Genomic DNA, 26,727 nt, shown 5'->3' on the forward strand with positions numbered 1-26,727 from the left:
GTGAGGACATCATTATGTCTGGAGACATCCTACAAACACCGGACGCACCAAAGCCACAGGGCGCGCTGGATAATTATTTTAAAATTACCGCTCGTGGCAGTACCGTTCGTCAGGAAGTACTGGCTGGATTAACAACCTTTCTGGCCATGGTTTATTCCGTTATCGTCGTTCCGGGAATGCTGGGCAAAGCAGGTTTTCCTCCCGCAGCTGTGTTTGTTGCCACCTGTCTGGTCGCGGGCTTCGGCTCGTTGCTGATGGGATTATGGGCCAATTTGCCAATGGCGATTGGTTGCGCGATTTCCTTGACGGCGTTTACCGCATTCAGTCTGGTACTCGGGCAACAAATTAGCGTTCCTGTCGCACTGGGCGCGGTATTTCTGATGGGCGTCATCTTCACCGCCATTTCCGTTACCGGTGTGCGTACCTGGATCTTACGTAATTTACCGATGGGGATCGCTCACGGTACAGGTATCGGTATCGGGCTGTTTCTGCTGCTGATTGCTGCTAACGGTGTGGGTATGGTTATCAAAAACCCGATTGAAGGCTTGCCAGTGGCGCTCGGTGCGTTTACCTCCTTCCCGGTGATGATGAGCTTGCTGGGGCTGGCGGTCATCTTCGGTCTGGAGAAGTGTCGCGTACCCGGCGGGATCTTGTTGGTGATTATTGCAATTTCGATCATCGGCTTAATCTTTGACCCAGCGGTGAAATACCACGGTCTGGTGGCGATGCCAAGCCTGACTGGCGAAGATGGTAAGTCTCTGATTTTCAGCCTCGATATTATGGGCGCACTCCAGCCAACTGTACTTCCGAGTGTACTGGCATTGGTGATGACCGCAGTGTTCGACGCTACTGGCACCATCCGTGCCGTCGCCGGTCAGGCGAATTTGTTGGATAAAGACAACCAGATCATCAACGGCGGCAAAGCCCTGACCAGTGACTCAGTAAGTTCAATATTCTCCGGCCTGGTGGGCGCAGCGCCCGCAGCGGTTTATATCGAATCAGCGGCAGGAACCGCCGCCGGGGGTAAAACAGGGTTAACCGCAACCGTAGTGGGGGCGTTATTCCTGCTGATTCTGTTCTTATCACCGCTGTCATTTTTGATCCCTGGTTACGCCACTGCACCCGCTCTGATGTACGTAGGTTTGCTGATGTTAAGTAACGTCTCGAAGCTGGATTTCAATGATTTTATTGACGCTATGGCTGGCCTGGTGTGTGCCGTGTTCATCGTTCTGACTTGTAATATCGTTACCGGTATTATGCTGGGCTTTGTGACACTGGTCGTAGGCCGCGTCTTTGCACGCGAATGGCAAAAGCTGAATATTGGTACGGTGATCATTACTGCCGCACTGGTCGCATTTTACGCGGGTGGTTGGGCAATCTAATAGATTCTCCGCGCCTTTCAGCGCGGAGATTTCTTTCACAGAGGATTCTCACCGCTGGCAACAATACGCTGCTGGCGGACTCGCCTGAGTTCTCTTTCAGTAAGCAACTGCAGCGCCTGTGTTGGGCAAGATTCAACGCAGGCAGGCCCCTCTTCCCGCTGTTCACAGAGATCGCATTTCACGATTTGTTGCCGGGTATCCCCCGGCAACGACTGAATGGTGATCATTCCAAACGGGCACGCACTGACGCAACTCTGACAGCCAATACAACGAGCAGAATTGGTCTGCACCACCTGCTCGCCCATCGTCAGCGCCCCCACGGGGCAAGCGCCAACACAAGGGGCGTTTTCACATTGGTGGCACATCACCGGCGCACTGATGCAGTCCAGTCGCTGTACCTTCAGCCGGGGTAAAAAGATATCGGCATTCAACTCCTGTTCTGAAGGGTGAGCGACCACACAGGCCACTTCACAAGTACGGCAGCCAATACAGTCAGCCGGATTAACGATAATTAACGATTTCATCACGATGCCTTCGTATCAAACAGAGTTAACATATCGCGCGCCGCCTGCCTTCCTGCGGCCATGGCAGTGACAACCAGATCCGCGCCATGAACTGCATCCCCACCAGCAAAGACTTTTTTCAGATGCGTCTGGGTAGGTAAATACCCAACGTCGCCGGTTTGAATCAGGCCCCATTTATCGAGTTTAATTCCGCTGCCCTGCAACCACGGCATGGCATGCGCCTGGAAACCAAAGGCCATAATGAGAACATCGGCGGGCAATTCAAACTCTGAACCCGCAACCGGACGAGGACGACGGCGACCATCCGGCCCCGGCTCACCCATGGCGGTACGAATCAGGCCCACCGCAGTTAAACGCCCATCTTCGTCACAAGCGATATATTGCGGCTGAACATTGAATTGAAACTCGACACCTTCCTCGCGCGCATTGACCACCTCTTTGCGCGAGCCCGGCATACTGACTTCATCACGACGATACGCGCAGGTCACGCTGGCGGCATTGAGGCGGATGGAAGTCCGCAAACAATCCATTGTCGTATCGCCACCGCCCAATACCACGACTCGCTTACCTTCCACGTCCGTCAGCGGATACTCTTCAGACTCCGGCAACCCCATGAGCTGGCGGGTATGGGCAGTCAAGAACGGTAGAGCCTGAATGACACCGGGCGCATCTTCATGCGGCAGATCTGCTCGCATCATCCCGTAAGTCCCCACGCCGATGAAAACTGCATCATATTCAGAAGTTAAATCGCTAAAGGTAATATCGCGGCCAATTTCACAGTTAAGATGAAAGTCGATTCCCATTGCGGTGAATATCTCTCGCCGCTGGCTTAATACCGTTTTATCGAGTTTGAAAGGAGGAATGCCAAAAGTCAGCATACCGCCAATTTCTGGATGGCGATCAAAGACATCGACCTGAACTCCTGCGCGCGCCAGAATATCAGCACACCCTAACCCTGCAGGCCCAGCGCCAATCACCGCCACTTTCTCGATACGGGGAACAACTTTGCTGACATCGGGACGCCAGCCCATCGCCAGCGCGGTATCGGTGATGTAGCATTCCAGATTACCGATAGTGACTGCGCCAGAGTGATCTTTCAAAGTACATGCGCCTTCACAAAGACGGTCCTGTGGGCATACCCTGCCGCAGATTTCTGGTAAGGAACTGGTCTGGTGGCAAAGTTCTGCCGCTTCAATAATCTTTCCCTCCTGTACCAGACGGATGTAATCCGGAATAGCGTTATGCAGCGGGCAATGCCAGTTGCAGTTAGCTTTTTCGGCACAATAAACACAGCGGTCACTCTCATAAGTCGCTTGTTGTGGATCCAGCCCGCAATAGATTTCGCCAAAGTGGTTTTTCCGTTCACTTGCTGAAATTTTATCTGCGCCTTTACGCGAGTTAACGGGGAGCAACGCTGCACTGCGAGATGGCTGAGCGTCTGCTGACGCTTTTCCTGCTGCCGTTTTGCGCTGGCGGGCCACCTTTATCTGCTGTAACCCTTTATCGTCCATCAGTCGTAACGCCTGTGTTGGGCAAACTTCAATACAGGCTTGCGTGCCGGAACTGCGCTGGTTACAAAGGTCGCATTTCTGCGGAATCGTATCGACCATCTCAACGACGCCAAAGGGGCAAGCGATTGCGCATCTTTTACAACCAATACATTTTTGCTCGTCCAGTTGTACGCTATCGGACTGGAAAGTCAGAGCATTAACCGGACAAGCTGTAACGCAAGGGGCATTGTTGCAGTGATGGCAGGCCACCGGATTCGCAGCCAGGCCTTTCCCTACAACGTGGATACGTGGTCGAAAGTCACTGTGACTCAGCGGCCAGTTTTCTTGATTGTGTGCCACCGCACAGGCAATTTCACAAGCATGACAGCCTATACATTCCGCAGCTTCAGCAGCGATAAACTTATTCATTTGCATCCCTTTCATTTAATGAGTTATGTCTTCTCAAATTTCGCGATGCAATAAACGGGCATATATTAGGTAGCATGACCGTTTTAATTATAATTTTGCGACTGAGTTCAAATTATTGCCCCTCAATCTATGCCGCTTTCATTATTTCAACATTGCCGATCAAAAGAGCACTATCCAGATAAAAACGATTAAATGCGAGAGTGCGACATGCCAGAATGATTAATGAAATATCAATATGAGAAAATTACAGATAATTCCATTGTCAGGTTCTCTTCTCATTTTCGTGGTTTAAGCACGATTATGTGATTGCCTCCGCAATTCCTGTCTCTAACTCCCCTTCCTCGCAAAAACTGGCACTCCACGAGCATGTGTTTAGACAGTTTCATTAACGTAAACGGTTGCTTTTTACTCTGGCGGGCGAAAGGAGAAACACTGATGAGCGCCATAGATTCCCAACTTCCCTCATCTTCTGGGCAAGACCGCCCAACTGATGAGGTTGACCGCATATTATCACCAGGAAAGCTGATCATACTCGGTCTGCAACACGTCCTTGTCATGTACGCAGGTGCAGTCGCTGTTCCTCTTATGATTGGTGACCGACTGGGCCTCTCAAAAGAAGCTATTGCGATGCTCATTAGCTCGGATCTCTTTTGCTGCGGGATCGTCACATTATTGCAATGTATAGGTATCGGCCGCTTTATGGGGATCCGCCTGCCGGTGATTATGTCGGTGACCTTTGCTGCTGTAACACCAATGATAGCCATTGGGATGAACCCGGATATCGGCCTGCTGGGTATATTTGGTGCCACTATCGCCGCGGGTTTTATCACCACATTATTAGCGCCACTTATCGGTCGCTTGATGCCTTTATTCCCGCCACTGGTTACCGGTGTGGTTATTACTTCTATCGGGCTTAGCATCATTCAGGTGGGTATTGACTGGGCCGCCGGAGGTAAAGGGAATCCGCAATATGGTAATCCCGTTTATTTAGGTATCTCCTTTGCCGTCTTAATTTTTATCTTGCTCATTACTCGCTATGCGAAAGGATTTATGTCCAACGTCGCCGTATTACTGGGGATTGTATTTGGCTTTTTACTTTCGTGGATGATGAATGAAGTCAATTTATCCGGGCTACATGATGCCTCGTGGTTTGCGATTGTTACGCCGATGTCGTTTGGTATGCCGATTTTCGATCCCGTTTCCATTCTGACCATGACTGCCGTGTTAATCATCGTGTTTATCGAGTCGATGGGGATGTTCCTGGCACTGGGTGAAATAGTCGGTCGTAAACTCTCTTCGCACGATATTATTCGCGGGCTGCGTGTCGATGGCGTAGGGACAATGATTGGTGGCACGTTTAACAGCTTCCCCCACACGTCATTTTCTCAAAACGTTGGCCTGGTTAGCGTGACGCGCGTTCATAGCCGCTGGGTGTGTATTTCTTCGGGAATTATATTAATCCTGTTTGGCATGGTGCCAAAAATGGCGGTGCTGGTAGCCTCCATTCCGCAATTTGTGCTGGGCGGCGCTGGGCTGGTGATGTTCGGCATGGTACTGGCGACAGGGATTCGAATTCTGTCGCGCTGTAACTACACCACCAACCGTTACAACCTCTATATTGTGGCGATCAGTCTCGGCGTTGGCATGACTCCGACGCTCTCTCACGATTTCTTTTCTAAGTTACCGGCCGTACTGCAACCGCTGCTACATAGCGGCATTATGCTCGCAACCCTTAGCGCCGTTGTGCTGAACGTCTTCTTTAATGGCTATCAGCATCATGCTGACCTGGTGAAGGAATCCGTCTCTGATAAAGATTTAAAAGTCAGGACAGTACGTATGTGGCTTCTGATGCGCAAGCTGAAGAAAAATGAGCATGGAGAATAATATGAATCTTTTAATGCGCGCTATATTCAGTCTGTTGTTGCTTTTTACTCTCTCTATTCCTGTCATTTCTGACTGTGTTGCAATGGCCATTGAAAGTCGCTTCAAATATATGATGCTACTTTTTTAAATGGTTTTTACCTGTCGACATCCGCTCAAAACGGGCGGTTGTCGATAAACGCTCACTTGGTTAATCATTTCACTCTTCAATTATCTATAATGATGAGTGATCAGAATTACATGTGAGAAATTATGCAAACGGAACACGTCATTTTATTGAATGCACAGGGAGTTCCCACGGGTACGCTGGAAAAGTATGCCGCACACACGGCAGACACCCGCTTACATCTCGCGTTCTCCAGTTGGCTGTTTAATGCCAAAGGACAATTATTAGTTACCCGTCGCGCTCTGAGCAAAAAAGCATGGCCTGGCGTGTGGACTAACTCGGTTTGTGGGCACCCACAACTAGGAGAAAGCAACGAAGACGCGGTGATCCGCCGTTGCCGTTATGAGCTTGGCGTGGAAATTACGCCTCCTGAATCTATCTATCCTGACTTTCGCTATCGCGCCACCGATCCGAATGGCATTGTGGAACATGAAGTGTGTCCGGTATTTGCCGCACGCACCACCAGTGCGTTACAGATCAACGATGATGAAGTGATGGATTATCAATGGTGTGATTTAGCTGATGTATTACGCGGTATTGATGCCACGCCGTGGGCGTTCAGTCCGTGGATGGTGATGCAGGCGACAAATCGCGAAGCCAGAATACGATTATCTGCATTTACCCAGCTTAAATAAAAAACCCCGACATTTGCCGGGGTTGTGAGCATAACGTAATGCTTATTTCACCGGACGCATCGCCGGGAACAGAATAACGTCGCGGATGGTATGGCTGTTGGTGAACAGCATTACCATACGGTCGATGCCAATCCCTAGACCTGCTGTCGGCGGTAAGCCATGTTCCAGTGCGGTAACGTAATCTTCATCGTAGAACATCGCTTCGTCGTCACCTGCATCTTTCGCGGCAACCTGATCCAGGAAGCGCTGCGCCTGATCTTCCGCGTCATTCAGCTCGCTAAAGCCGTTACCGATTTCACGACCACCAATGAAGAACTCAAAGCGGTCTGTGATTTCCGGGTTAATGTCGTTACGACGCGCCAGCGGAGAAACTTCTGCCGGATATTCAGTAATGAAGGTCGGCTGAATCAGATGTGCTTCTGCCACTTCTTCGAAGATCTCGGTAACGATACGGCCCAGACCCCAGCTCTTCTCAACGTGGATACCGATAGATTCAGCAATCGCTTTCGCAGAGTCGAAGTTATCCAGATCCGCCATGTCGGTTTCCGGGCGATATTTCTTGATCGCTTCTCGCATGGTCAGTTTTTCGAACGGTTTACCGAAGTCCAGCGTCACGTCGCCGTAGGTCACTTCCGTCTTACCGAGAATATCCTGTGCCAGAGTACGGAACAGCGATTCGGTCAGCTCGATCAGATCTTTGTAATCTGCGTAAGCCATGTAGAGTTCCATCATGGTGAACTCTGGGTTATGACGTACGGAGATACCTTCGTTACGGAAGTTACGGTTGATTTCGAATACACGCTCGAAGCCACCGACCACCAGACGCTTGAGGTACAGTTCCGGCGCGATACGCAGGTACATGTCGAGATCCAGCGCGTTATGGTGGGTGATAAACGGACGCGCAGCGGCACCGCCTGGGATCACCTGCATCATCGGCGTTTCAACTTCCATAAAGCCGCGGTTCACCATGAACTGGCGAATACCAGAGAGGATCTGCGAGCGCACTTTAAAGGTGTTACGGGATTCATCGTTAGAGATGAGATCCAAATAACGCTGACGATAGCGCGCTTCCTGATCCTGCAAGCCGTGGAATTTATCAGGCAGCGGACGCAGTGCTTTGGTCAGCAGACGCAGCTCGGTACAGTGGATAGACAGTTCGCCGGTTTTGGTTTTGAACAGTTTACCTTTCGCGCCGAGGATGTCGCCGAGGTCCCATTTTTTGAACTGCTCGTTGTAAACGCCTTCCGGCAGATCGTCACGGGCAACGTACAGCTGAATGCGACCGCCAACGTCCTGCAGGGTAACGAAAGACGCTTTACCCATAATACGACGGGTCATCATGCGGCCAGCAACGGCGACTTCGATGTTCAGCGCTTCCAGTTCTTCGTTCTCTTTACCGTCGAATTCTGCGTGCAATTGGTCAGAGGTATGATCGCGACGGAAATCGTTCGGGAAGGCAATCCCCTGCTCGCGCAGGTTCGCCAGCTTCTCACGACGCGTTTTCAGTTCATTGTTAAGATCGACTACCGCGTCAGCGCCCTGTGCGTGTTGTTCAGACATGTTGGTTCCTCATAACCCTGCTTTCAAACTTGCTTCGATAAATTGATCCAGGCTGCCGTCCAGCACGGCCTGCGTGTTGCGGGTTTCTACCCCGGTGCGCAGATCTTTAATGCGGGAGTCATCAAGGACATAAGAACGAATCTGGCTGCCCCAGCCGATGTCGGATTTGTTATCTTCCATCGCCTGTTTCTCGGCATTTTTCTTCTGCATCTCCAGTTCATAAAGCTTCGCTTTCATCTGCTTCATGGCCTGGTCTTTGTTCTTGTGCTGGGAACGGTCGTTCTGGCACTGGGTCACGATCCCGGTTGGGATGTGAGTAATACGCACCGCAGATTCGGTACGGTTAACGTGCTGACCGCCCGCGCCGGACGCGCGATAAACGTCAATGCGCAGATCCGCCGGGTTGATTTCGATATCGATATCGTCATCGACTTCCGGGTAAACAAACGCGGAACTGAACGACGTATGGCGACGACCGCCGGAGTCAAACGGGCTCTTACGCACCAGGCGGTGAACACCAGTTTCTGTACGCAGCCAGCCGTAAGCGTAATCGCCGGAGATTTTGATCGTCACGGATTTAATACCCGCCACTTCACCTTCCGACTCTTCGATGATTTCAGTTTTGAAACCACGCGATTCTGCCCAGCGCAGATACATACGCTCAAGCATGCTCGCCCAGTCCTGTGCTTCCGTACCGCCAGACCCCGCCTGAATATCGAGGTAGCAGTCGGCGCTGTCATATTCGCCAGAGAACATACGGCGGAACTCAAGCTGCGCCAGTTTTTCTTCCAGGGCGTCGAGTTCAGCAACGGCTTCGTTAAAGGTTTCTTCGTCGTCAGCTTCTACAGCCAGTTCCAGCAGACCAGAAACATCTTCCAGCCCCTGTTTCATTTGGTCGAGGGTGTCGACAACGGCTTCGAGGGAGGAACGCTCTTTACCCAGCGCCTGTGCGCGTTCGGGTTCGTTCCAGACATCCGGCTGTTCCAGCTCGGCGTTTACTTCTTCCAGACGCTCTTTCTTGGCGTCGTAGTCAAAGATACCCCCTAAGAACGTCGGAGCGTTCCGTGAGGTCCTGAATGCGATTATTTACCGGATTAATTTCAAACATGGTCTGATTTCTTTTATTGAGCTAGTCAAAATGCGGTGATAAGAGCGGGATTGTACCCAATCCACGCTCTTTTTTATAGAGAAGATGACGCTAAATTGGCCAGATATTGTCGATGATAATTTGCAGGCTGCGGTTGCCGCGAAACTCGTTGATATCGAGCTTGTAAGCCAGTTGCACTTCGCGCACGCCGTTATCCGGCCAGAGGGCGGTATCGACATTAAAAGCAATACCATCCAGCAGCGGACCGCCGCCGACCGGTTCGACCATGACTTTCAAATGACGTTCACCCACCAGCCGCTGTTGCAGCAGACGGAAATGACCATCAAACAGCGGCTCCGGGAACATCTGCCCCCACGGGCCAGCATCGCGCAGCAGCTGCGCCACTTCCATGGTCATTTCGGCTGGACTTAACGGACCGTCTGACACCACTTCGCCTTGCAATAGCGAAGGGTCCAGCCACTCAGTAACCAGTTCGCCAAACCGTTGTTGAAAGAGTTCGAATTTATCCTCTTCCAGCGACAAACCCGCCGCCATCGCATGACCGCCAAACTTCAGCATCATGCCAGGGTAGAGTGTGTCTAATCGCTCCAGCGCATCACGCATATGCAGCCCCTGAATGGAGCGACCAGAACCTTTCAGCGTACCATCACCCGCGGGCGCAAAGGCGATAACCGGACGGTGAAAACGCTCTTTAATACGGGAAGCCAGAATACCGACAACCCCCTGATGCCATTCGGGGTGATACATTGCCAGCCCGCCGGGTAGCGTGTCACGGCTGCGCTCCAGTTTCTCGCACAGGGTCAGGGCTTCAACCTGCATTCCTTGTTCGATCTCTTTTCGCGTCTGGTTTAGCGCATCGAGTTCATTTGCCAGCACGCGCGCTTCGCCGATGTTGTCGCACAGCAAGAGCGCCACACCGACGGACATATCGTCCAGTCGTCCGGCAGCATTGAGACGTGGCCCCAGCGCAAAACCTAAATCGCTGGCGGCGAGTTTTTGTGCATCACGGTTTGCCACTTCAAGCAGCGCTTTAATCCCTGGACGGCACTTTCCGGCTCGGATGCGACTCATCCCCTGCCAGGTCAGAATGCGATTATTAGCGTCCAGCGGCACGACGTCCGCCACTGTCCCCAGCGCGACCAGATCCAGCAGTTCTGCCAGGTTAGGAATTGCGATGTTACGCTCATCAAACCAGCCCTGATCGCGCAAAAAGGTGCGCAGCGCCAGCATCAGATAAAACGCCACACCCACGCCTGCCAGTGATTTCGACGGGAAATTACAGTCGCGCAAGTTAGGGTTAATGATCGCTTCCGCCGCGGGTAATGTGTCGCCTGGCAAATGGTGATCGGTAACAATAACCGGGATGCCCAACGAGCGAGCGTGCTCAACCCCCGCATGGGAGGAAATACCGTTATCCACCGTGACAATTAACTGCGCGCCACGGGCATGGGCCTGATCGACCACTTCCGGGCTTAAGCCGTAACCGTCTTCGAAACGGTTTGGTACCAGGTAGTCGATATCGCTGCAACCAAGCGAGCGCATCGCCAGCACGCTTAGAGCCGTGCTGGTGGCACCGTCGGCGTCGAAATCACCGACCACAATAATCCGCGTTCCTTCGCGAAAGGCGTTGTAAAGGATCTCAACGGCCTTTTCGACACCGCTCAGTTGCTGCCAGGACAGCATACCTTTAACACTGCGTTCCAGTTCTTGCGCACTGCGTACTCCCCGGCTGGCGTATAAACGGCGCAGCAAGGGAGGCAATTCAGCGGGCAAGTCTGCCGTTTCATCGACTTCACGGCGACGAAGTTGTATCTGTTGTTTCACGCGAATTATTTACCGCTGGTCATTTTTTGGTGTTCGTCGAGGAATTCTTTCATCTCTTTCGGCGGCTGGTAACCCGGAACAAGTGTGCCATTGCTCAGCACAACTGCCGGAGTACCACTAACGCCAAGCTGGACGCCAAGTGCGTAATGGTCGGCAATATCCACGTCGCAGCTGGCTGGTGCGACGCTTTTACCTGCCATCACATCATCAAACGCTTTGTTTTTATCTTTCGAACACCAGATAGCTTTCATTTCTTTCTCTGCATCGCTGTCCAGCCCCTGGCGCGGGAAGGCAAGATAACGCACGGTGATCCCCAGCGCGTTATAGTCTGCCATTTGCTCATGCAGTTTGTGGCAGTAACCACAGGTAATATCAGTAAACACGGTGATGACGTGTTTTTCCTGCGGCGCTTTATAAACGATCATCTCTTTTTCAAGCGCATTCAACTGCTTTAACAGCATCTTATTGGTGACATTGACCGGAGCCGTGCCGCTAACGTCATACATTGGCCCCTGAATGATATGTTTACCATCATCGGTGATGTACAACACGCCGCTGTTAGTCAGAACTGTCTTCATGCCAGCTACGGGCGCGGGCTGAATATCGCTGCTTTTGATGCCCATTTTGGCTAACGTTTGTTGAATTGCCGCGTCATCAGCCTGAGCAAAACCTGAAAACGCCGCTAACAAAGTAAACAACATAAAACCTTTCTTCATAAATCTTCCCGTTCTTTTCAGACATCACGCCCGCGGGTGATGCTGTTGATGAAGTTGCCGCAGACGCTCGGTAGCGACATGCGTATAAATTTGCGTGGTGGAGAGGTCGCTGTGGCCCAGTAGCATCTGCACCACGCGTAAATCCGCACCATGATTTAATAAATGGGTGGCAAAAGCGTGACGCAATACATGCGGTGACAGCTTTTCGCTGTCGATACCCGCCAGCACAGCATAATGTTTAATGCGGTGCCAGAAGGTCTGTCGCGTCATCTGCTGCGCACGCTGGCTGGGAAACAACACGTCAATTGACACACCATTCAGCAGCCACGGACGCCCATGTTCCAGATAGGTTTCCAGCCAGTAAACCGCCTCTTCACCTAACGGCACCAGGCGCTCTTTGTTGCCTTTACCAATGACCCGCACTACGCCCTGACGCAGGCTGATATCACTCATTGTCAGCCCGACCAGTTCAGAGACACGCAGCCCGGTAGCATACAACACTTCAAGCATGGCTTTATCGCGTAGCTCCAGTGGCTGATCAATTAATGGTGCCTGTAATAAACGTTCAACCTGCGCTTCGCTTAAATCTTTTGGCAAACGCTGGGGCAATTTCGGTGAAGCGAGATGCGCACTGGGATCGTCTTCACGAAACTTTTCGCGATAAAGATACTGGAACAATCGGCGCACTGCACTCAGCAAACGCGCTGAGCTGGTGGCTTTATACCCGCCCTCCAGCCGTTCTGCCAGTAATGCCTGCAAATCGTCACATTGCGCCGTCGCCAGCGTCAACCCGCGGTGATGCAACCACTCCACCATCATTGACAGATCGCGACGGTAAGCGTTCAACGTATTTTCAGCCAGATTTTTTTCCAGCCACAGAGCATCAAGAAACTGCTCGATGCGTGCCAGATCCTGTTTCACTTGCGCCCCTTATGGTCACTCATTTGATCCATTATGCCTTATTGTGCCGTGACTAAAGCGATTCTGATACACTAGCCGCAAAAGCCACAGCAGAATCGAGAAGCTTACGTTATGAATATGGGTCTTTTTTACGGTTCCAGCACCTGTTACACCGAAATGGCGGCAGAAAAAATCCGCGATATTATCGGCCCAGAACTGGTGACCTTACATAACCTCAAGGACGACTCCCCGAAATTAATGGAGCAGTACGATGTGCTCATTCTGGGTATCCCGACCTGGGATTTTGGTGAAATCCAGGAAGACTGGGAAGCCGTCTGGGATCAGCTCGACGACCTGAACCTCGAAGGTAAAATTGTTGCGCTGTATGGGCTTGGCGATCAACTGGGATACGGCGAGTGGTTCCTCGATGCGCTCGGTATGCTGCATGACAAACTCTCGACCAAAGGCGTAAAGTTCGTCGGCTACTGGCCAACGGAAGGATATGAATTTACCAGCCCGAAACCGATGATTGCTGACGGGCAACTGTTCGTGGGTCTGGCGCTGGATGAAACTAACCAGTATGACCTTAGCGACGAGCGTATTCAGAGCTGGTGCGAGCAAATCCTCAACGAAATGGCAGAGCATTACGCCTGATCTCACTGACGGCTTAGCGCATATGCTTTGCCGTCATCTTTATCTTTGCGTCTCTTGTTGCAACAAAATCCGCCGTAAATCCCGCCATTCGGCTTCGTCCATGCTGTCGGCTGCCAGCCATAAATGTTGCCGTTTACCGCCATCAGAACGTAAACGCAGCATCATGCCGCTCTTAATCATCCACGGCGCTTTGACGATGCTCCACTCCTGCCCTTGCCAACGCAAACGCCCGTCCATCAACAGGCGAATTTCCCCCTGGCGAGCATTAATGCGCCGCTGGCTGCGAACGCAATCAAACACCACCAGCGAAAGTAACACCATCCATAACGGGGTGTAACTGAGCGGCCAGGGCATGAGTAAAATAACAGCGGCAACCAGCCCATGAATCAGCAAGGAAAGCCACTGCGCGCGCCAGGAGACGCGCAAATCAGATTGCCACAGGACCACGTTCCCGGTTCCGTGTCTGGATGAGTCGGACCATCATTTCCAGTTCTGCATCGGCCGGTTTACCGTGATTCATCAGCCAGTTGAACAGGTCTGGATCGTCACATTCCAGCAGACGAATAAAGATGCGTTTTTCGTCATCGCTTAAGCTGTCGTACTCATGTTCGAAAAACGGCATGATTGAAATATCGAGTTCGCGCATACCACGGCGGCATGCCCAATGAATGCGGGCTTTGTTGTTAATGTCCATCTTCTTCCTGTCTCACGAAAATCCAGTACCCCGCTATTGTAACGTGTTTTTCGACTTCTTTTACGGGAATATCAGTAAACACAATCGCGATCGCGAAATTAATTCACAACAATTCAAGGGCTTCATTTTTTTGGAAGTCGCCTCGCAGAAGGCACAGATCGCGTAGTGAAAGCACTTGCATTGCCTCATAGCTCTTTTACCATTAGTTATTAATACGCCGTTAAGCAACTCAGGACTCTATTATGGCTTTTACACCTTTTCCTCCCCGTCAGCCTACGGCTTCTGCCCGTTTGCCACTGACACTGATGACGCTTGATGACTGGGCGCTTGCCACCATTACTGGCGCGGACAGCGAAAAATATATGCAGGGTCAGGTGACAGCAGACGTCAGCCAGATGACAGTAGATCAGCACCTGCTGGCCGCCCATTGCGACGCCAAAGGTAAAATGTGGAGCAATTTACGTCTGTTCCGCGACGGCGATGGCTTTGCGTGGATTGAACGGCGCAGCGTGCGTGAACCGCAGCTGACTGAACTGAAAAAATATGCGGTATTCTCTAAAGTGACCATCGCGCCAGACGACGAGCGTGTGCTGCTTGGTGTTGCCGGTTTTCAGGCGCGCGCCGCACTGGCCAATCTCTTTAGTGAACTGCCTTCGAAAGAAAAACAGGTAGTTAAAGAAGGCGCGACCACTTTGCTATGGTTTGAACACCCGGCAGAACGTTTCCTGATCGTAACCGATGAAGCTACTGCCAATATGCTGACCGATAAACTGCGCGGTGAAGCGGAACTGAACAATAGCCAACAGTGGCTGGCATTAAACATTGAAGCGGGTTTCCCGGTGATTGATGCCGCCAACAGCGGGCAGTTTATTCCACAGGCGACCAATCTCCAGGCGCTGGGCGGTATCAGCTTTAAGAAAGGCTGCTATACCGGACAAGAGATGGTGGCGCGAGCAAAATTCCGTGGTGCCAACAAACGCGCGCTCTGGTTGCTGACAGGTAGTGCCAGCCGACTGCCGGAAGCTGGTGAAGATTTAGAGCTGAAAATGGGCGAGAACTGGCGTCGCACCGGTACGGTGCTGGCTGCGGTAAAACTGGAAGATGGTCAGGTCGTGGTACAGGTCGTCATGAATAACGATATGGAACCGGACAGCATCTTCCGCGTGCGTGACGATGCGAATACATTGCATATCGAGCCGCTGCCGTATTCGCTCGAAGAGTAAATCTCTGTGTCGCATCAGGCATTTATCGCCTGATGCGACGCTGGCGCGTCTTATCAGGCCTACAAAGGCATACCCATTACGCCTGCCCAATATACAAATAGATCGCCAGAAAGTGGCACACACTACCGCCGAGCACGAAGCCGTGCCAGATGGCATGGTTGTATGGAATGCGTTTGCAGACGTAGAAAATCACCCCGAGCGAATAAACCAGGCCGCCTACCGCCAGTAAGGTAACGCTGCCCGCCGCGAGCTTAACTGCCATTTCATAAATTACCACCAGCGATAGCCAGCCCATCGCCAGATAAGTCACCAGAGATAAAATTTTGAATCGGTGCGCGATGGTCAGTTTGAACAGAATCCCCAGCAATGCCAGGCTCCAGATAACAATCATCAACCCGCGCGCTAACGGAGAATCCAGCCCCACCAGCAAAAACGGCGTGTAGGTTCCGGCAATCAACAGGTAAATAGCGCAATGGTCAAATTTCTTCAGCCACATTTTTGCCCGTTGATGAGGAATGGCGTGATAGAGCGTCGAAGCGAGGAACAGCAGGATCATACTGCCGCCATAGAGGCTGTAGCTGGTTATCGCTGTGGCGCTGGCATTGAGATCCACCGCCTGAACCAGTAGCAACACCAGCCCAACGATACCAAACACCAACCCAATGCCGTGACTGACGCTGTTGGCAATTTCCTCTGCCAGCGAATATCCCTGCTTAATGAGGGGCTTCTGAACCATAACTTACTCCGGAGAAACGTACACGCACATGTATACCTCTCCAGCGTAACTGAGAATAGTTCCAGTGAACACCTGTTAGCTAAAATAAATTCTGATTTGAGACTAATCCCCTAAAAATCATGAAATTAAATGCGAAATTTCAACTAACAGGCGTGAGTTCAATTTAAAGACATTTAAATTCAATCACATAAAACTGTGTCTGACCGGGATAGATGTCGGCAATGACCTTTTTCAGTTCAGTCAGGGTCATATTTTCCTGCTCTGCATGTTTTTCCGTCAGCGTATCCAGCGTTACGGTTGAGGTTGCGGTGACTTCAATCGTGCAAAAATAACCGTCATCTTCAAAACGCCCGACACGAAGCACATCACCCGTTTTGAAGTGCGATTCAGACTCGTCGCGGATGGTGATGGTTTTACGCCCAGCCAGAATGTCATCCTGGAAACGTTGAAAAAAAGTGATGTCGTTTGGCTGCATGGTACTATTTCCTGTAAGAATTGACTCATCTGGAGCCTATGATAGTGAAAAAACTCACCTTACCGAAAGATTTCTTATGGGGCGGCGCAGTTGCCGCTCATCAGGTCGAAGGCGGCTGGAACAAAGGCGGCAAAGGGCCGAGCATTTGTGACGTTCTGACCGGTGGCGCACACGGCGTGCCGCGCGAAATCACCAAAGAAGTCTTGCCAGGCAAATACTATCCAAACCATGAAGCCGTTGATTTTTATGGTCACTACAAGGAAGACATCAAGCTATTTGCCGAAATGGGCTTCAAATGTTTTCGTACATCCATCGCCTGGACGCGCATTTTTCCAAAAGGCGATGAAGCTCAGCCAAACGAAGAAGGGCTGAAGTTTTACGACTCTCTGTTCGATGAATTGCTGAAATACAACATCGAACCAGTGATCACCCTCTCCCACTTTGAAATGCCGCTGCATCTGGTGCAGCAATACGGTAGCTGGACCAACCGTAAAGTGGTTGATTTCTTTGTCCGTTTCGCGGAAGTGGTATTTGAACGCTATAAGCATAAAGTCAAATACTGGATGACCTTCAACGAAATTAACAACCAGCGTAACTGGCGTGCACCGCTGTTCGGTTACTGCTGCTCCGGCGTGGTTTATACCGAGCATGAGAACCCGGAAGAGACGATGTATCAGGTGCTGCATCACCAGTTTGTCGCCAGCGCCCTGGCGGTGAAAGCTGCGCGTCGCATTAACCCGGAGATGAAAGTCGGCTGTATGCTGGCGATGGTGCCGCTCTATCCTTACTCCTGTAACCCGGACGATGTGATGTTCGCTCAGGAGTCGATGCGCGAACGCTACGTCTTTACCGATGTGCAGCTACGCGGCTATTACCCGTCCTATGTGTTGAACGAGTGGGAGCGTCGCGGATTTAACATCAAAATGGAAGACGGCGATCTGGATGTGCTGCGCGAAGGCACCTGCGATTATCTTGGTTTCAGCTATTACATGACCAACGCAGTGAAGGCCGAAGGCGGCACCGGCGATGCGATATCTGGTTTTGAAGGCAGCGTACCGAACCCGTATGTTAAAGCGTCTGACTGGGGCTGGCAGATTGACCCTGTGGGTCTGCGTTACGCGCTTTGCGAACTGTATGAGCGTTACCAGAAGCCGCTGTTTATTGTCGAAAACGGTTTTGGCGCTTACGACAAAGTGGAAGAAGATGGCAGCATCAACGACGACTACCGCATTGACTACCTACGCGCCCATATCGAAGAGATGAAAAAGGCGGTGACTTACGATGGCGTAGACCTGATGGGCTACACGCCGTGGGGCTGTATCGACTGCGTGTCGTTCACCACCGGGCAGTACAGCAAACGCTACGGCTTTATCTATGTGAATAAACATGACGACGGTACTGGCGATATGTCGCGTTCACGTAAGAAGAGCTTTAACTGGTACAAAGAGGTGATTGCCAGCAACGGCGAGAAGCTTTAATTACCCGATGTGCCTGATGCGCCCCGCTCATCAGGCCTGGCGCTCCTGTCATATATTGAACTCCAGGATTTTATATTTACGCTTCATCCGACACACAAAGCGCACTTTATTAACAAGCTAAAAAGGCGCCGAAGCGCCTTTAGAAGATAGTCGAATCAGTGAATTACTGGTATTCGCTAATCGGTACGCAGGAGCAGAACAGGTTACGGTCGCCGTAAACATCATCCAGACGTTTCACTGTCGGCCAGTATTTGTCTGCCACGCCTGCCGGGAATACCGCAACTTCACGGCTGTACGGATGCGCCCACTCGGCGACCAGTTCGCTCTGAATGTGCGGCGCGTTCACCAGCGGGTTATCTTCCAGCGGCCAGACACCGGCTTTCACCTGATCAATTTCTGCGCGGATAGCCAGCATCGCGTCGATAAAGCGATCCAGTTCCACTTTGCTTTCAGATTCAGTCGGTTCAACCATCAGCGTACCCGCCACCGGGAACGACATCGTCGGCGCGTGGAAACCGTAGTCGATCAGGCGCTTGGCAATATCCAGCTCGCTGATGCCGGTTTCTTCTTTCAGCGGGCGAATATCGAGAATACATTCGTGCGCCACGCGACCGTCGCGACCGGTATACAGCACCGGGAAGGCATCCTGCAGGCGGCTGGCAATATAGTTGGCGTTGAGGATTGCCACCTGGCTTGCTTTTTTCAGCCCTTCTGCGCCCATCATGCGGATGTACATCCAGCTGATTGGCAGGATAGAGGCGCTACCGAACGGTGCCGCAGAAACCGCGCCCTGACGGGTTAACATGCCTTCGATTTGCACCACGCTATGACCCGGTACAAACGGAGCCAGATGCGCTTTCACACCGATCGGTCCCATACCCGGCCCACCACCGCCGTGCGGAATGCAGAAAGTTTTATGTAGGTTAAGGTGTGAAACGTCCGCACCAATAAAGCCCGGCGAGGTGATGCCAACCTGGGCGTTCATGTTCGCGCCATCAAGGTAAACCTGACCGCCGAACTGATGCACGACTTCACACACTTCACGGATCGTTTCTTCATACACGCCGTGGGTGGAAGGATAGGTCACCATGATACAGGAGAGGTTATCGCCCGCCTGTTCCGCTTTCGCGCGCAGATCAGCCAGATCGATGTTGCCGTTTTTATCACATGCCACAACCACCACCTGCATTCCTGCCATATGTGCAGAAGCAGGGTTAGTGCCGTGCGCAGAAGCCGGGATCAGGCAGATATCGCGATGCCCTTCGTTGCGGCTTTCATGATAATGACGAATCGCCAGCAGGCCCGCGTATTCGCCCTGTGCGCCAGAGTTCGGCTGCATACAAACGGCGTCGTAACCGGTCAGTTTCACCAGCCAGTCAGCCAGCTGCGCAATCATCTGCTGATAACCTTCGGCCTGCTCCGGCGGGCAGAACGGATGCAGTTCGGCAAATTCCGGCCAGGTGATTGGGATCATCTCGGCGGCGGCGTTCAATTTCATGGTGCAGGAACCCAGCGGGATCATCGCCTGATTCAGCGCCAGATCTTTACGCTCCAGCGAGTGCATATAGCGCATCATTTCGGTTTCGCTGTGGTAGCGATTAAACACCGGATGGGTGAGGATTTCGTCGTCGCGCAGCATCGCAGGCTGGATAGAGCGGCTGTCGTGAGCCACGTCTTTGTCCAGCGTGTCGATGTCCAGCCCGTGATTATCCCCCAGCAGCACGCTGAAAAGCTGCATCACGTTTTCACGCGTGGTGGTTTCATCAAGGGTGATCCCCACCGCGTTCAGAATATCGCTACGCAGGTTGATTTCAGCCGCTTCGGCACGCGCCAGTACGCCCGCTTTGTCGGCTACTTCCACACACAAAGTGTCGAAATAGTGCGCATGGCGCAGTTTCAGACCTTTTTGTTGCAGGCCCACTGCCAGGATATCGGTCAGACGGTGAATGCGGTTTGCGATACGTTTCAGGCCAACCGGACCGTGGTAAACGGCATACAGACTGGCAATGTTTGCCAGCAGCACCTGGGAAGTACAAATGTTGGAGTTCGCTTTCTCACGACGAATATGTTGCTCGCGAGTCTGCATCGCCATGCGCAGCGCGGTATTGCCAGCTGCATCCTTCGATACACCGATAATACGGCCTGGCATTGAGCGTTTGTATTCGTCTTTCGCCGCAAAGAATGCCGCGTGGGGGCCACCGTAACCCATCGGTACGCCAAAGCGTTGCGCCGAACCAAAAACAATATCCGCGCCCTGTTTACCCGGCGCAGTTAACAGCACCAGCGCCATAATATCAGCGGCAACGCTGACCACAATTTTGCGTGATTTCAGTTCGCTGATAAGCGCAGTGTAGTCGTGAATTTCACCGGTAGTGCCAACCTGCTGTAACAGCACGCCGAAGACGTCCTGATGGTCGAGCACTTTTTGCGCATCATCGACAATCACTTCAAAACCAAAGGTTTCGGCACGAGTACGGACCACATCCAGCGTTTGCGGATGCACATCGGAAGCCACGAAGAAGCGGTTGGCATTTTTCAGTTTGCTGACGCGTTTCGCCATCGCCATTGCTTCGGCGGCAGCGGTGGCTTCGTCAAGAAGAGAAGCAGAGGCCATATCCAGCCCGGTTAAATCCAGCGTTACCTGCTGGAAATTGAGCAGTGCCTCAAGGCGGCCCTGCGAGACTTCAGGTTGATACGGAGTATACGCGGTATACCAGCCCGGATTTTCCAGCATGTTACGCAGGATAACCGGCGGTAACTGCACGGCGGTGTAACCCATGCCGATGTAAGACGTGAAGCGTTTATTGCGACTGGCAATAGCCTTGAGTTCCGCCAGCGCGGCGTATTCGGTCGCCGGTGCGCCAACCTGCGGCGGGGTCGCAAGCTGAATATCTTTCGGTACAATCTGGCCGGTCAGCGCGTTTAACGATTGCGCGCCAACGGCATTCAGCATTTCTTGCTGTTGCGCGGCGTCCGGTCCGATATGGCGTTCAATAAAAGCGCCGCGGTTTTCAAGCTGGCTTAACGTCTGTGTCATGAGCGATGGTTCCTGAAACGTGCAGTGAATTGTGAACCTCTCTCCTTGCGAAGAGAGTGAGGGTGAGGCATAAATTTTCCTCACCCTGATCCTCTCCCGCAGAAGAGGAATAAAGCCGTTACTCGTCTTCTAACAATGCTTCGTATGCGGTCGCATCCAGCAGTGATTCCAGTTCGCTTTCATCGCTGGCTTTGATTTTAAAGATCCAGCCACCTGCATACGGTTCGCTGTTCACCAGTTCCGGGGAATCGCTCAGTGCGTCGTTTACCGCCACGATTTCACCGCTTACTGGCGCATAAATGTCTGACGCCGCTTTTACTGATTCAGCAACCGCGCAGTCATCGCCCGCGCTAACCGTCGCGCCCACTTCCGGCAGGTCAACAAACACCATATCGCCCAACAACTCCTGAGCGTGTTCGGTGATGCCAACGGTATAAGTGCCGTCGGCTTCTTTACGCAGCCATTCGTGTTCTTTGCTGTATTTCAGTTCTGCTGGTACGTTGCTCATCAATCAATCTCCAAAAAAGTAAATCACGCGACGGCTTTGCCGTTACGCACAAAAACAGGTTTCGTCACTTTAACCGGCATTTCACGGTTGCGAATTTGCACAATCGCTGTTTCACCAATACCTTCCGGCACGCGCGCCAGCGCAATGCTGTAACCCAGCGTCGGGGAGAAAGTCCCGCTGGTGATAATGCCTTCATGCTGGTTGCCCTGCGCATCGGTAAAACGTACCGGCAGTTCATTACGCAGCACGCCTTTTTCGGTCATCACCAGACCAACCAGTTTTTCTGTGCCATGTTCACGCTGCGCTTCCAGAGCTTCACGACCGATAAAGTCACGATCTGCCGGTTCCCAGGCGATGGTCCAGCCCATGTTGGCGGCTAAAGGAGAGATGGTTTCGTCCATCTCCTGACTATACAAATTCATGCCAGCTTCCAGACGCAGCGTGTCACGCGCGCCCAGGCCGCATGGCTTAACGCCCGCTTCCACCAGCGCGCGCCAGAAATCCGCCGCTTTTTCATTGGGCAGCGCAATTTCGTAGCCCGCTTCACCGGTGTAACCGGTAGTGGCAATAAACAGATCGCCCGCCTGCACACCAAAGAACGGTTTCATCCCTTCCACTGCCTGACGCTGGGCGTCATTAAACAGTGTGGCAGCTTTTGCCTGCGCATTCGGCCCTTGTACAGCAATCATGGAAAGGTCATCACGAACGGTAATTTCGATGCCGAAAGGTTCAGCGTGTTGGGTAATCCAGGAGAGGTCTTTTTCGCGGGTGGCGGAGTTAACAACGAGGCGGAAGAAATCTTCAGTAAAGTAGTAGACGATGAGATCATCTATCACACCGCCAGAGGCATTCAACATCCCCGAGTAAAGGGCTTTGCCGCTTTTGGTGAGCTTCGCCACATCGTTCGCCAGCAGATAACGCAGAAACTCCCGGGTGCGGCTGCCGCGAAGATCGACGATGGTCATATGTGACACATCAAACATTCCGGCATCGGTACGTACCGCATGATGTTCGTCGATTTGCGAACCGTAATGCAGCGGCATCATCCAGCCGTGGAAATCCACCATGCGAGCGCCGCAAAGCGTGTGTTGTTCGTACAAAGGAGTCTGTTGTGCCATCTTGTCCTCATTGAATAAGCGGGGCTGACAACTTTTTCATGGTGAAATTATCACCACAAAACCCAGCATCGGAGCCACTCCCGGTCCCCAACGCAATCGTTCTCTTTTGCCTGAACTTACCACCGAAACAGACTGTTAACCATAAGGTAAAATTGATCATCACATTAGCTTATGGTTAAAAAATGCAAAAATCGCGACAGAATAAAAAACCAAAAAATACACCAGTTTCTATACAAAGATGATGTGATGAGAAAGTCAATTTGAATAAGACAATATTAAGAGCTAAAAAAATGTCAAAAAACACTAAATCAAAAAATCATGACATTAGAAAATATAATGCGAAAACGGAGGTGAAATTAGTTTATTTCAAATGAGGAAAATCTCCCGGCGAAAAAACCGGGAGATGAAAGTGTGATGCGTATCAAATAAACAGCAGAAGAGAAATTTTTAACGCAGCCATTCAGGCAAATCGTTTAATCCCATTGCCTGACGGATAAGTTGTGGCTTAACGCCAGGAAGCGTGTCGGCCAGTTTCAAACCAATATCACGCAGCAGTTTTTTCGCCGGATTGGTACCGGAAAACAGATCGCGGAATCCCTGCATACCAGCCAGCATCAGCGCCGCGCTGTGCTTGCGGCTACGTTCATAGCGGCGCAGGTAAATGTACTGCCCGATGTCTTTACCCTGACGATGCAACCGTTTCAGTTCAGCAATCAGCTCTGCGGCGTCCATAAAGCCGAGATTAACGCCCTGCCCCGCCAGTGGGTGAATGGTATGCGCGGCGTCGCCCACCAGCGCCAGACGATGTGCGGCAAACTGGCGCGCATAACGCCCCGTCAGCGGGAACACCTGACGCTCGCTCTCAACCTTGCATAAGCCCAGGCGATTATCAAAAGCGATATTTAACGCGCGATTAAATTCGTCTTCCCCTGCCTGCTGCATCCGCTGCGCTTCCTCTGGCGACAGCGACCAGACAATCGAGCAAAGATGCGGATCGCTAAGCGGTAAAAAGGCCAGAATGCCTTCGCCGTGGAAAACCTGCCGCGCCACCGCATCATGCGGTTCTTCCGTGCGTATGGTCGCTACCAGCGCGTGATGCTGATAATCCCAGAAAGTCAGCGGAATATCGGCTTTGTTGCGCAACCAGGAATTAGCGCCGTCCGCGCCAATCACCAGACGCGCCGTTAACATACTGCCATCTTTCAGCGTCAGGAAGGTTTCGTTTTCTCCCCAGGCGACCTGCTGTAATTCTGCGGGGGCCAACAGAGTGATATCTGACGACTGCTGCGCTTTGTTCCACAGCGCGTAGTGAATCACTGAGTTTTCAACGATATGCCCAAGATGGCTATAGCCCATGCTTTGATCGTCAAACGAAATGTGACCAAAGCTGTCTTTGTCCCACACTTCCATACCGTGATAACAGCTGGCTCGGCGAGAGAGAATGTCCTGCCAGACGCCAAGACGGGTGAGTAATTTTTCGCTGGCGGCATTGATAGCCGAAACGCGCAGTTGTGGTGGTGCATCCGCCGCCAGAGGTTCCGGTACGCGCTGCTCCAGTACGGCAACGCGTAAGCCGCTACCCTGTAAGCCGCAGGCAACCGCCAGCCCCACCATGCCGCCGCCAACAATGGCTACATCAACACTTTGCATTGTTTATTCCTTAAAACCGCCTTCAACGCGCCACCCAACCGAGGGTGCGCTGCGCCAGCACATCGCGTGCCGGGGTGAATAATTCCATCGTCATCAGCCCAATGTTGCGCCCGACAACCAGCGGCGCCCAACGGTTGGCAAAAAGATGTACAAGGCTGTCCGTGACGCCGATGGTTGCTTCTCGATCGCTCTGTCGACGCTGCTGATAACGGCACAATACGCCGTAATCACCCATGTCTTCTCCGCGCTCCTGCGCCTGAGTCAGGGTTTCCGCAAGGCTCATCACATCACGCATACCGAGATTAAATCCTTGCCCAGCGATGGGGTGCAGGGTTTGCGCCGCATTGCCCACCAGCACGGTACGATGGGTAATAGATCTGGCGGCGTGGGTTAACGCCAGCGGATAAGCACTGCGTTTACCAGCGTGGGTAATTTTCCCAAGTCGCCAGCCAAAGGCCGACTGGAGTTCACGGCAAAACTTCTCGTCGCTCCACGACAGCACCTCTTCGCGCCGTTCCAGTGGATGACACCAGACCAGCGAACAGCGTCCGTCAGACATCGGCAACATCGCCAGCGGGCCATGTTGCGTAAAGCGTTCAAAAGCGCGCCCTTCATGCGCAACGGAAGTCGCAACGTTGGCAATCACAGCCAGTTGTTCGTAAGGCTCCTGCTGCCAGTCAACGCCGCACACAGTGGCTAACGCTGAATGGGTGCCATCAGCGGCTACCAGCACGCGGCCCGTCAGCGTCTCGCCACACTCCAGCGTCACTTCAACATGTCTCTGAGTACGGGCAACGTTAGCCACGCGATCCGGGCAATGCAGCGTTACGCCAGGTGCTTTGCGCAGCAATGCAAACAGCCGTTGCCCGACATTGTGCAATTCGACAACCTGCCCCAGCGCCGCCAGTTGGTAATCTTCTGCGGCGAGGGTGACGAATCCGGCATGACCACGATCGCTGACATGCACGGTAGTGATGGCGGTTGCGCAATCAGCCAAAGATTGCCAGACGCCGATGCGCGCCAGTTGCTGACAGGTCCCCGCCGCTAGAGCAATAGCTCGTCCATCAAAGCCCGGATGAGCATGTGACTCTGGCGCGGTCGCTTCAATCAAATGTACCGGCAGCGCTCCGTGACTTAACCGGGAAATAGCCAGCGCCAGCGTCGCGCCCGCCATGCCGCCACCGACGATGATTACGCTCATTGCTTTCTCGCAGCTGCCATCAACGCTTCGATTTCTTCCGGCTTTTTCACCACGCTGGCGGTGAGGTTTTCGTTACCGGTTTCGGTAATCACAATGTCGTCTTCAATACGAATGCCGATACCGCGATATTGTTCTGGCACTTCTGCATCCGGCGCAATATACAGCCCTGGCTCTACGGTCAGTACCATGCCCGGTTCCAGAATGCGCGAGCGATCCTGACCATAAACACCCACGTCATGGACATCCAGTCCTAACCAGTGGCTAAGGCCATGCATAAAGAAAGGACGATGGGCGTTCTGAGCGATCAGTTCATCAACATCACCTTTCAGGATGCCGAGTTTTACCAGGCCGCTAACCATGATGCGCACCACTTCACCGGTGACTTCCTGAATGGAAGTTCCCGGACGATACAGGCGCAGGCTGGTTTCGAGAGACTCCAGCACAATGTCGTAGATTTCACGCTGAGCCTGAGTGAATTTGCCGTTGACCGGGAAGGTGCGGGTAATATCGCCAGCGTAACCTTTGTATTCGCAACCCGCGTCAATCAACACCAGATCGCCGTCGCGCAGTTCACACTCGTTTTCGGTGTAATGCAGAATGCAGCCGTTTTCACCGCTGCCAACAATGGTGTTATAGGAAGGATAGCGCGCGCCGTGGCGGTTAAATTCGTGGTGAATTTCGCCTTCCAGGTGGTACTCGAACATTCCCGGACGGCATTTTTCCATCGCCCGGGTATGCGCCAGGGCGGTGATTTCACCCGCGCGGCGAAGTACGGCAATCTCTTCCGGCGATTTGAACAGGCGCATTTCATGAACAATGGGACGCCAGTCGATCATCGTTGCCGGCGCGGTGAGATTTTGCCGCGAACCTTTACGCAGTTTCTCAAGCGCGCTGTTCACGATTTCATCAGCATATGCATATTCGCCCTGGGCGTGGTAAACCACATCCAGACCATTAAGTAGTTGATAAAGTTGCTGATTAATTTCGCTGAATGCCAGTGCGCGGTCAACGCCCTGTTTCTCTGGCGCGGCATCCTGACCTAAACGACGGCCAAACCAGATCTCCGCCGTCAGGTCGCGAACGCGGTTAAACAGAACGCTGTGGTTATGAGTGTCATCGCTTTTAATCAGCACCAGCACCGCTTCCGGTTCGTTAAAGCCGGTGAAGTACCAGAAGTCACTGTTCTGACGATAGGGGTATTCGCTGTCGGCGCTACGTGTTACTTCTGGTGCAGCAAAAATCAGCGCGGCGCTGCCGGGTTGCATTTGCTCCACCAGGGCCTGACGGCGACGCTGAAACTCTTGCCGGGATATCTCACTCATAACACTCTCCTTACGT

26 protein-coding genes are annotated in these 26,727 nt (G+C 52.4%); 8 read left to right on the top strand and 18 right to left on the bottom strand.

Annotation, left to right across the window (positions count from 1 at the left end; translation table 11 throughout):
• Positions 1–14 precede the first annotated feature (14 nt).
• Complete coding sequence (ghxQ, locus tag HUZ68_RS18320; RefSeq protein ID WP_000012163.1) at positions 15–1,382, top strand: guanine/hypoxanthine transporter GhxQ; 1,368 nt, start codon at positions 15–17, stop codon at positions 1,380–1,382.
• A 35-nt stretch (positions 1,383–1,417) separates the two neighbouring features.
• Here the strand turns inward: ghxQ and HUZ68_RS18325 are convergent, their stop codons facing one another.
• Both HUZ68_RS18325 and ygfT read right to left on the bottom strand, forming a co-directional pair.
• Positions 1,418–1,906 carry a 4Fe-4S dicluster domain-containing protein gene (locus tag HUZ68_RS18325; protein ID WP_000838411.1) on the bottom strand — a complete coding sequence of 163 codons (489 nt, stop codon included), beginning with the start codon at positions 1,904–1,906 and terminating at the stop codon, positions 1,418–1,420.
• On the bottom strand, positions 1,906–3,825 hold the full coding sequence (ygfT, locus tag HUZ68_RS18330) for a formate-dependent uric acid utilization protein YgfT (protein WP_033814759.1): 1,920 nt from the start codon (positions 3,823–3,825) through the stop codon (positions 1,906–1,908). Before ygfT ends, HUZ68_RS18325 begins: the two co-directional genes overlap by 1 nt.
• 435 nt (positions 3,826–4,260) lie before the next feature.
• Between ygfT and uacT the strand changes: the two genes are divergently transcribed.
• Both uacT and yqfG read left to right on the top strand, forming a co-directional pair.
• Positions 4,261–5,709: a urate/proton symporter UacT gene (uacT, locus tag HUZ68_RS18335; RefSeq protein ID WP_001295374.1), complete on the top strand. Its 1,449-nt coding sequence runs from the start codon at positions 4,261–4,263 to the stop codon at positions 5,707–5,709.
• A gap of 1 nt (position 5,710) precedes the next feature.
• The gene (yqfG, locus tag HUZ68_RS18340; RefSeq protein WP_001050745.1) at positions 5,711–5,836 is read left to right on the top strand and encodes a protein YqfG; all 126 of its coding nucleotides are present in this window, start codon (positions 5,711–5,713) and stop codon (positions 5,834–5,836) included.
• On the opposite strand, the gene HUZ68_RS18345 is transcribed toward yqfG, so the two are convergent.
• Positions 5,833–5,904, bottom strand: coding sequence for a protein YqfH (locus HUZ68_RS18345; RefSeq protein WP_120795390.1), 72 nt, complete (start codon positions 5,902–5,904; stop codon positions 5,833–5,835). The two genes, yqfG and HUZ68_RS18345, sit on opposite strands and share 4 nt — an antisense overlap.
• 54 nt (positions 5,905–5,958) lie before the next feature.
• Between HUZ68_RS18345 and idi the strand changes: the two genes are divergently transcribed.
• Positions 5,959–6,507 carry an isopentenyl-diphosphate Delta-isomerase gene (gene idi / locus HUZ68_RS18350; RefSeq protein WP_001192812.1) on the top strand — a complete coding sequence of 183 codons (549 nt, stop codon included), beginning with the start codon at positions 5,959–5,961 and terminating at the stop codon, positions 6,505–6,507.
• A 42-nt stretch (positions 6,508–6,549) separates the two neighbouring features.
• On the opposite strand, the gene lysS is transcribed toward idi, so the two are convergent.
• From lysS to xerD, 5 genes are all read right to left on the bottom strand, one after another.
• A complete protein-coding gene (gene lysS, locus HUZ68_RS18355) occupies positions 6,550–8,067 on the bottom strand; it encodes a lysine--tRNA ligase (RefSeq protein ID WP_000003068.1) in 1,518 nt (505 codons plus the stop codon).
• 9 nt (positions 8,068–8,076) lie between these two features.
• Positions 8,077–9,175 (bottom strand): peptide chain release factor 2 gene (gene prfB, locus HUZ68_RS18360; protein WP_001701073.1). Its coding sequence is split into 2 segments (ribosomal slippage): positions 8,077–9,099 and positions 9,101–9,175, totalling 1,098 coding nucleotides; the frame shifts between segments, so codons are not numbered across the junction.
• A gap of 90 nt (positions 9,176–9,265) precedes the next feature.
• Complete coding sequence (recJ, locus tag HUZ68_RS18365) at positions 9,266–10,999, bottom strand: single-stranded-DNA-specific exonuclease RecJ (RefSeq protein ID WP_000813236.1); 1,734 nt, start codon at positions 10,997–10,999, stop codon at positions 9,266–9,268.
• 5 nt (positions 11,000–11,004) lie between these two features.
• Positions 11,005–11,715 carry a bifunctional protein-disulfide isomerase/oxidoreductase DsbC gene (dsbC, locus tag HUZ68_RS18370; protein WP_000715218.1) on the bottom strand — a complete coding sequence of 237 codons (711 nt, stop codon included), beginning with the start codon at positions 11,713–11,715 and terminating at the stop codon, positions 11,005–11,007.
• A 24-nt stretch (positions 11,716–11,739) separates the two neighbouring features.
• Positions 11,740–12,636, bottom strand: a complete 897-nt coding sequence (gene xerD / locus HUZ68_RS18375) for a site-specific tyrosine recombinase XerD (protein WP_000806630.1) — start codon at positions 12,634–12,636, stop codon at positions 11,740–11,742.
• Positions 12,637–12,747: 111 nt separating this feature from the next.
• On the opposite strand from xerD, the gene fldB reads away from it, so the two are divergent.
• The gene (gene fldB, locus HUZ68_RS18380) at positions 12,748–13,269 is read left to right on the top strand and encodes a flavodoxin FldB (RefSeq protein ID WP_097450158.1); all 522 of its coding nucleotides are present in this window, start codon (positions 12,748–12,750) and stop codon (positions 13,267–13,269) included.
• A 39-nt stretch (positions 13,270–13,308) separates the two neighbouring features.
• On the opposite strand, the gene HUZ68_RS18385 is transcribed toward fldB, so the two are convergent.
• Positions 13,309–13,716 (bottom strand): protein YgfX, encoded by a 408-nt coding sequence (locus tag HUZ68_RS18385; protein WP_000244777.1) that lies wholly within the window; start codon positions 13,714–13,716, stop codon positions 13,309–13,311.
• Positions 13,697–13,963, bottom strand: coding sequence for an FAD assembly factor SdhE (gene sdhE / locus HUZ68_RS18390; protein ID WP_000354046.1), 267 nt, complete (start codon positions 13,961–13,963; stop codon positions 13,697–13,699). Before sdhE ends, HUZ68_RS18385 begins: the two co-directional genes overlap by 20 nt.
• A gap of 242 nt (positions 13,964–14,205) precedes the next feature.
• Here sdhE and ygfZ point away from each other — a divergent pair, with 242 nt between their 5' ends.
• Positions 14,206–15,186 (top strand): tRNA-modifying protein YgfZ, encoded by a 981-nt coding sequence (ygfZ, locus tag HUZ68_RS18395; RefSeq protein WP_000886100.1) that lies wholly within the window; start codon positions 14,206–14,208, stop codon positions 15,184–15,186.
• Between the two features lie 76 nt (positions 15,187–15,262).
• On the opposite strand, the gene trhA is transcribed toward ygfZ, so the two are convergent.
• Positions 15,263–15,922, bottom strand: coding sequence for a PAQR family membrane homeostasis protein TrhA (gene trhA, locus HUZ68_RS18400; RefSeq protein WP_000250270.1), 660 nt, complete (start codon positions 15,920–15,922; stop codon positions 15,263–15,265).
• Between the two features lie 163 nt (positions 15,923–16,085).
• Complete coding sequence (gene yqfB / locus HUZ68_RS18405) at positions 16,086–16,397, bottom strand: N(4)-acetylcytidine aminohydrolase (protein WP_001182957.1); 312 nt, start codon at positions 16,395–16,397, stop codon at positions 16,086–16,088.
• Between the two features lie 44 nt (positions 16,398–16,441).
• On the opposite strand from yqfB, the gene bglA reads away from it, so the two are divergent.
• Positions 16,442–17,875, top strand: coding sequence for a 6-phospho-beta-glucosidase BglA (gene bglA / locus HUZ68_RS18410; protein ID WP_023308281.1), 1,434 nt, complete (start codon positions 16,442–16,444; stop codon positions 17,873–17,875).
• Between the two features lie 163 nt (positions 17,876–18,038).
• On the opposite strand, the gene gcvP is transcribed toward bglA, so the two are convergent.
• The 3 genes from gcvP to gcvT all read right to left on the bottom strand — a co-directional run bounded on the left by gcvP (position 18,039) and on the right by gcvT (position 22,538).
• Entirely contained in the window at positions 18,039–20,912 is a 2,874-nt protein-coding gene (gene gcvP / locus HUZ68_RS18415; RefSeq protein WP_000194983.1) for an aminomethyl-transferring glycine dehydrogenase, read from the bottom strand.
• A 118-nt stretch (positions 20,913–21,030) separates the two neighbouring features.
• Positions 21,031–21,420, bottom strand: coding sequence for a glycine cleavage system protein GcvH (gene gcvH, locus HUZ68_RS18420; protein WP_001295377.1), 390 nt, complete (start codon positions 21,418–21,420; stop codon positions 21,031–21,033).
• A gap of 23 nt (positions 21,421–21,443) precedes the next feature.
• Entirely contained in the window at positions 21,444–22,538 is a 1,095-nt protein-coding gene (gcvT, locus tag HUZ68_RS18425) for a glycine cleavage system aminomethyltransferase GcvT (RefSeq protein ID WP_000068706.1), read from the bottom strand.
• A gap of 290 nt (positions 22,539–22,828) precedes the next feature.
• Here gcvT and HUZ68_RS18430 point away from each other — a divergent pair, with 290 nt between their 5' ends.
• Positions 22,829–22,912 carry a hypothetical protein gene (locus HUZ68_RS18430; protein ID WP_122986162.1) on the top strand — a complete coding sequence of 28 codons (84 nt, stop codon included), beginning with the start codon at positions 22,829–22,831 and terminating at the stop codon, positions 22,910–22,912.
• 73 nt (positions 22,913–22,985) lie between these two features.
• Here the strand turns inward: HUZ68_RS18430 and ubiI are convergent, their stop codons facing one another.
• From ubiI to pepP, 3 genes are read right to left on the bottom strand one after another with little or no spacing between them, the layout of a single operon-like run.
• A complete protein-coding gene (gene ubiI, locus HUZ68_RS18435) occupies positions 22,986–24,188 on the bottom strand; it encodes an FAD-dependent 2-octaprenylphenol hydroxylase (RefSeq protein ID WP_001192176.1) in 1,203 nt (400 codons plus the stop codon).
• Between the two features lie 22 nt (positions 24,189–24,210).
• On the bottom strand, positions 24,211–25,389 hold the full coding sequence (gene ubiH, locus HUZ68_RS18440) for a 2-octaprenyl-6-methoxyphenyl hydroxylase (RefSeq protein ID WP_033814758.1): 1,179 nt from the start codon (positions 25,387–25,389) through the stop codon (positions 24,211–24,213).
• Entirely contained in the window at positions 25,386–26,711 is a 1,326-nt protein-coding gene (gene pepP / locus HUZ68_RS18445; RefSeq protein ID WP_033814757.1) for a Xaa-Pro aminopeptidase, read from the bottom strand. The genes ubiH and pepP overlap by 4 nt, the downstream gene beginning before the upstream one ends.
• Between the last annotated feature and the right edge of the window lie 16 nt (positions 26,712–26,727).

This window comes from Shigella dysenteriae, from assembly GCF_022354085.1.
GTDB classification, from domain to species: domain Bacteria; phylum Pseudomonadota; class Gammaproteobacteria; order Enterobacterales; family Enterobacteriaceae; genus Escherichia; species Escherichia coli.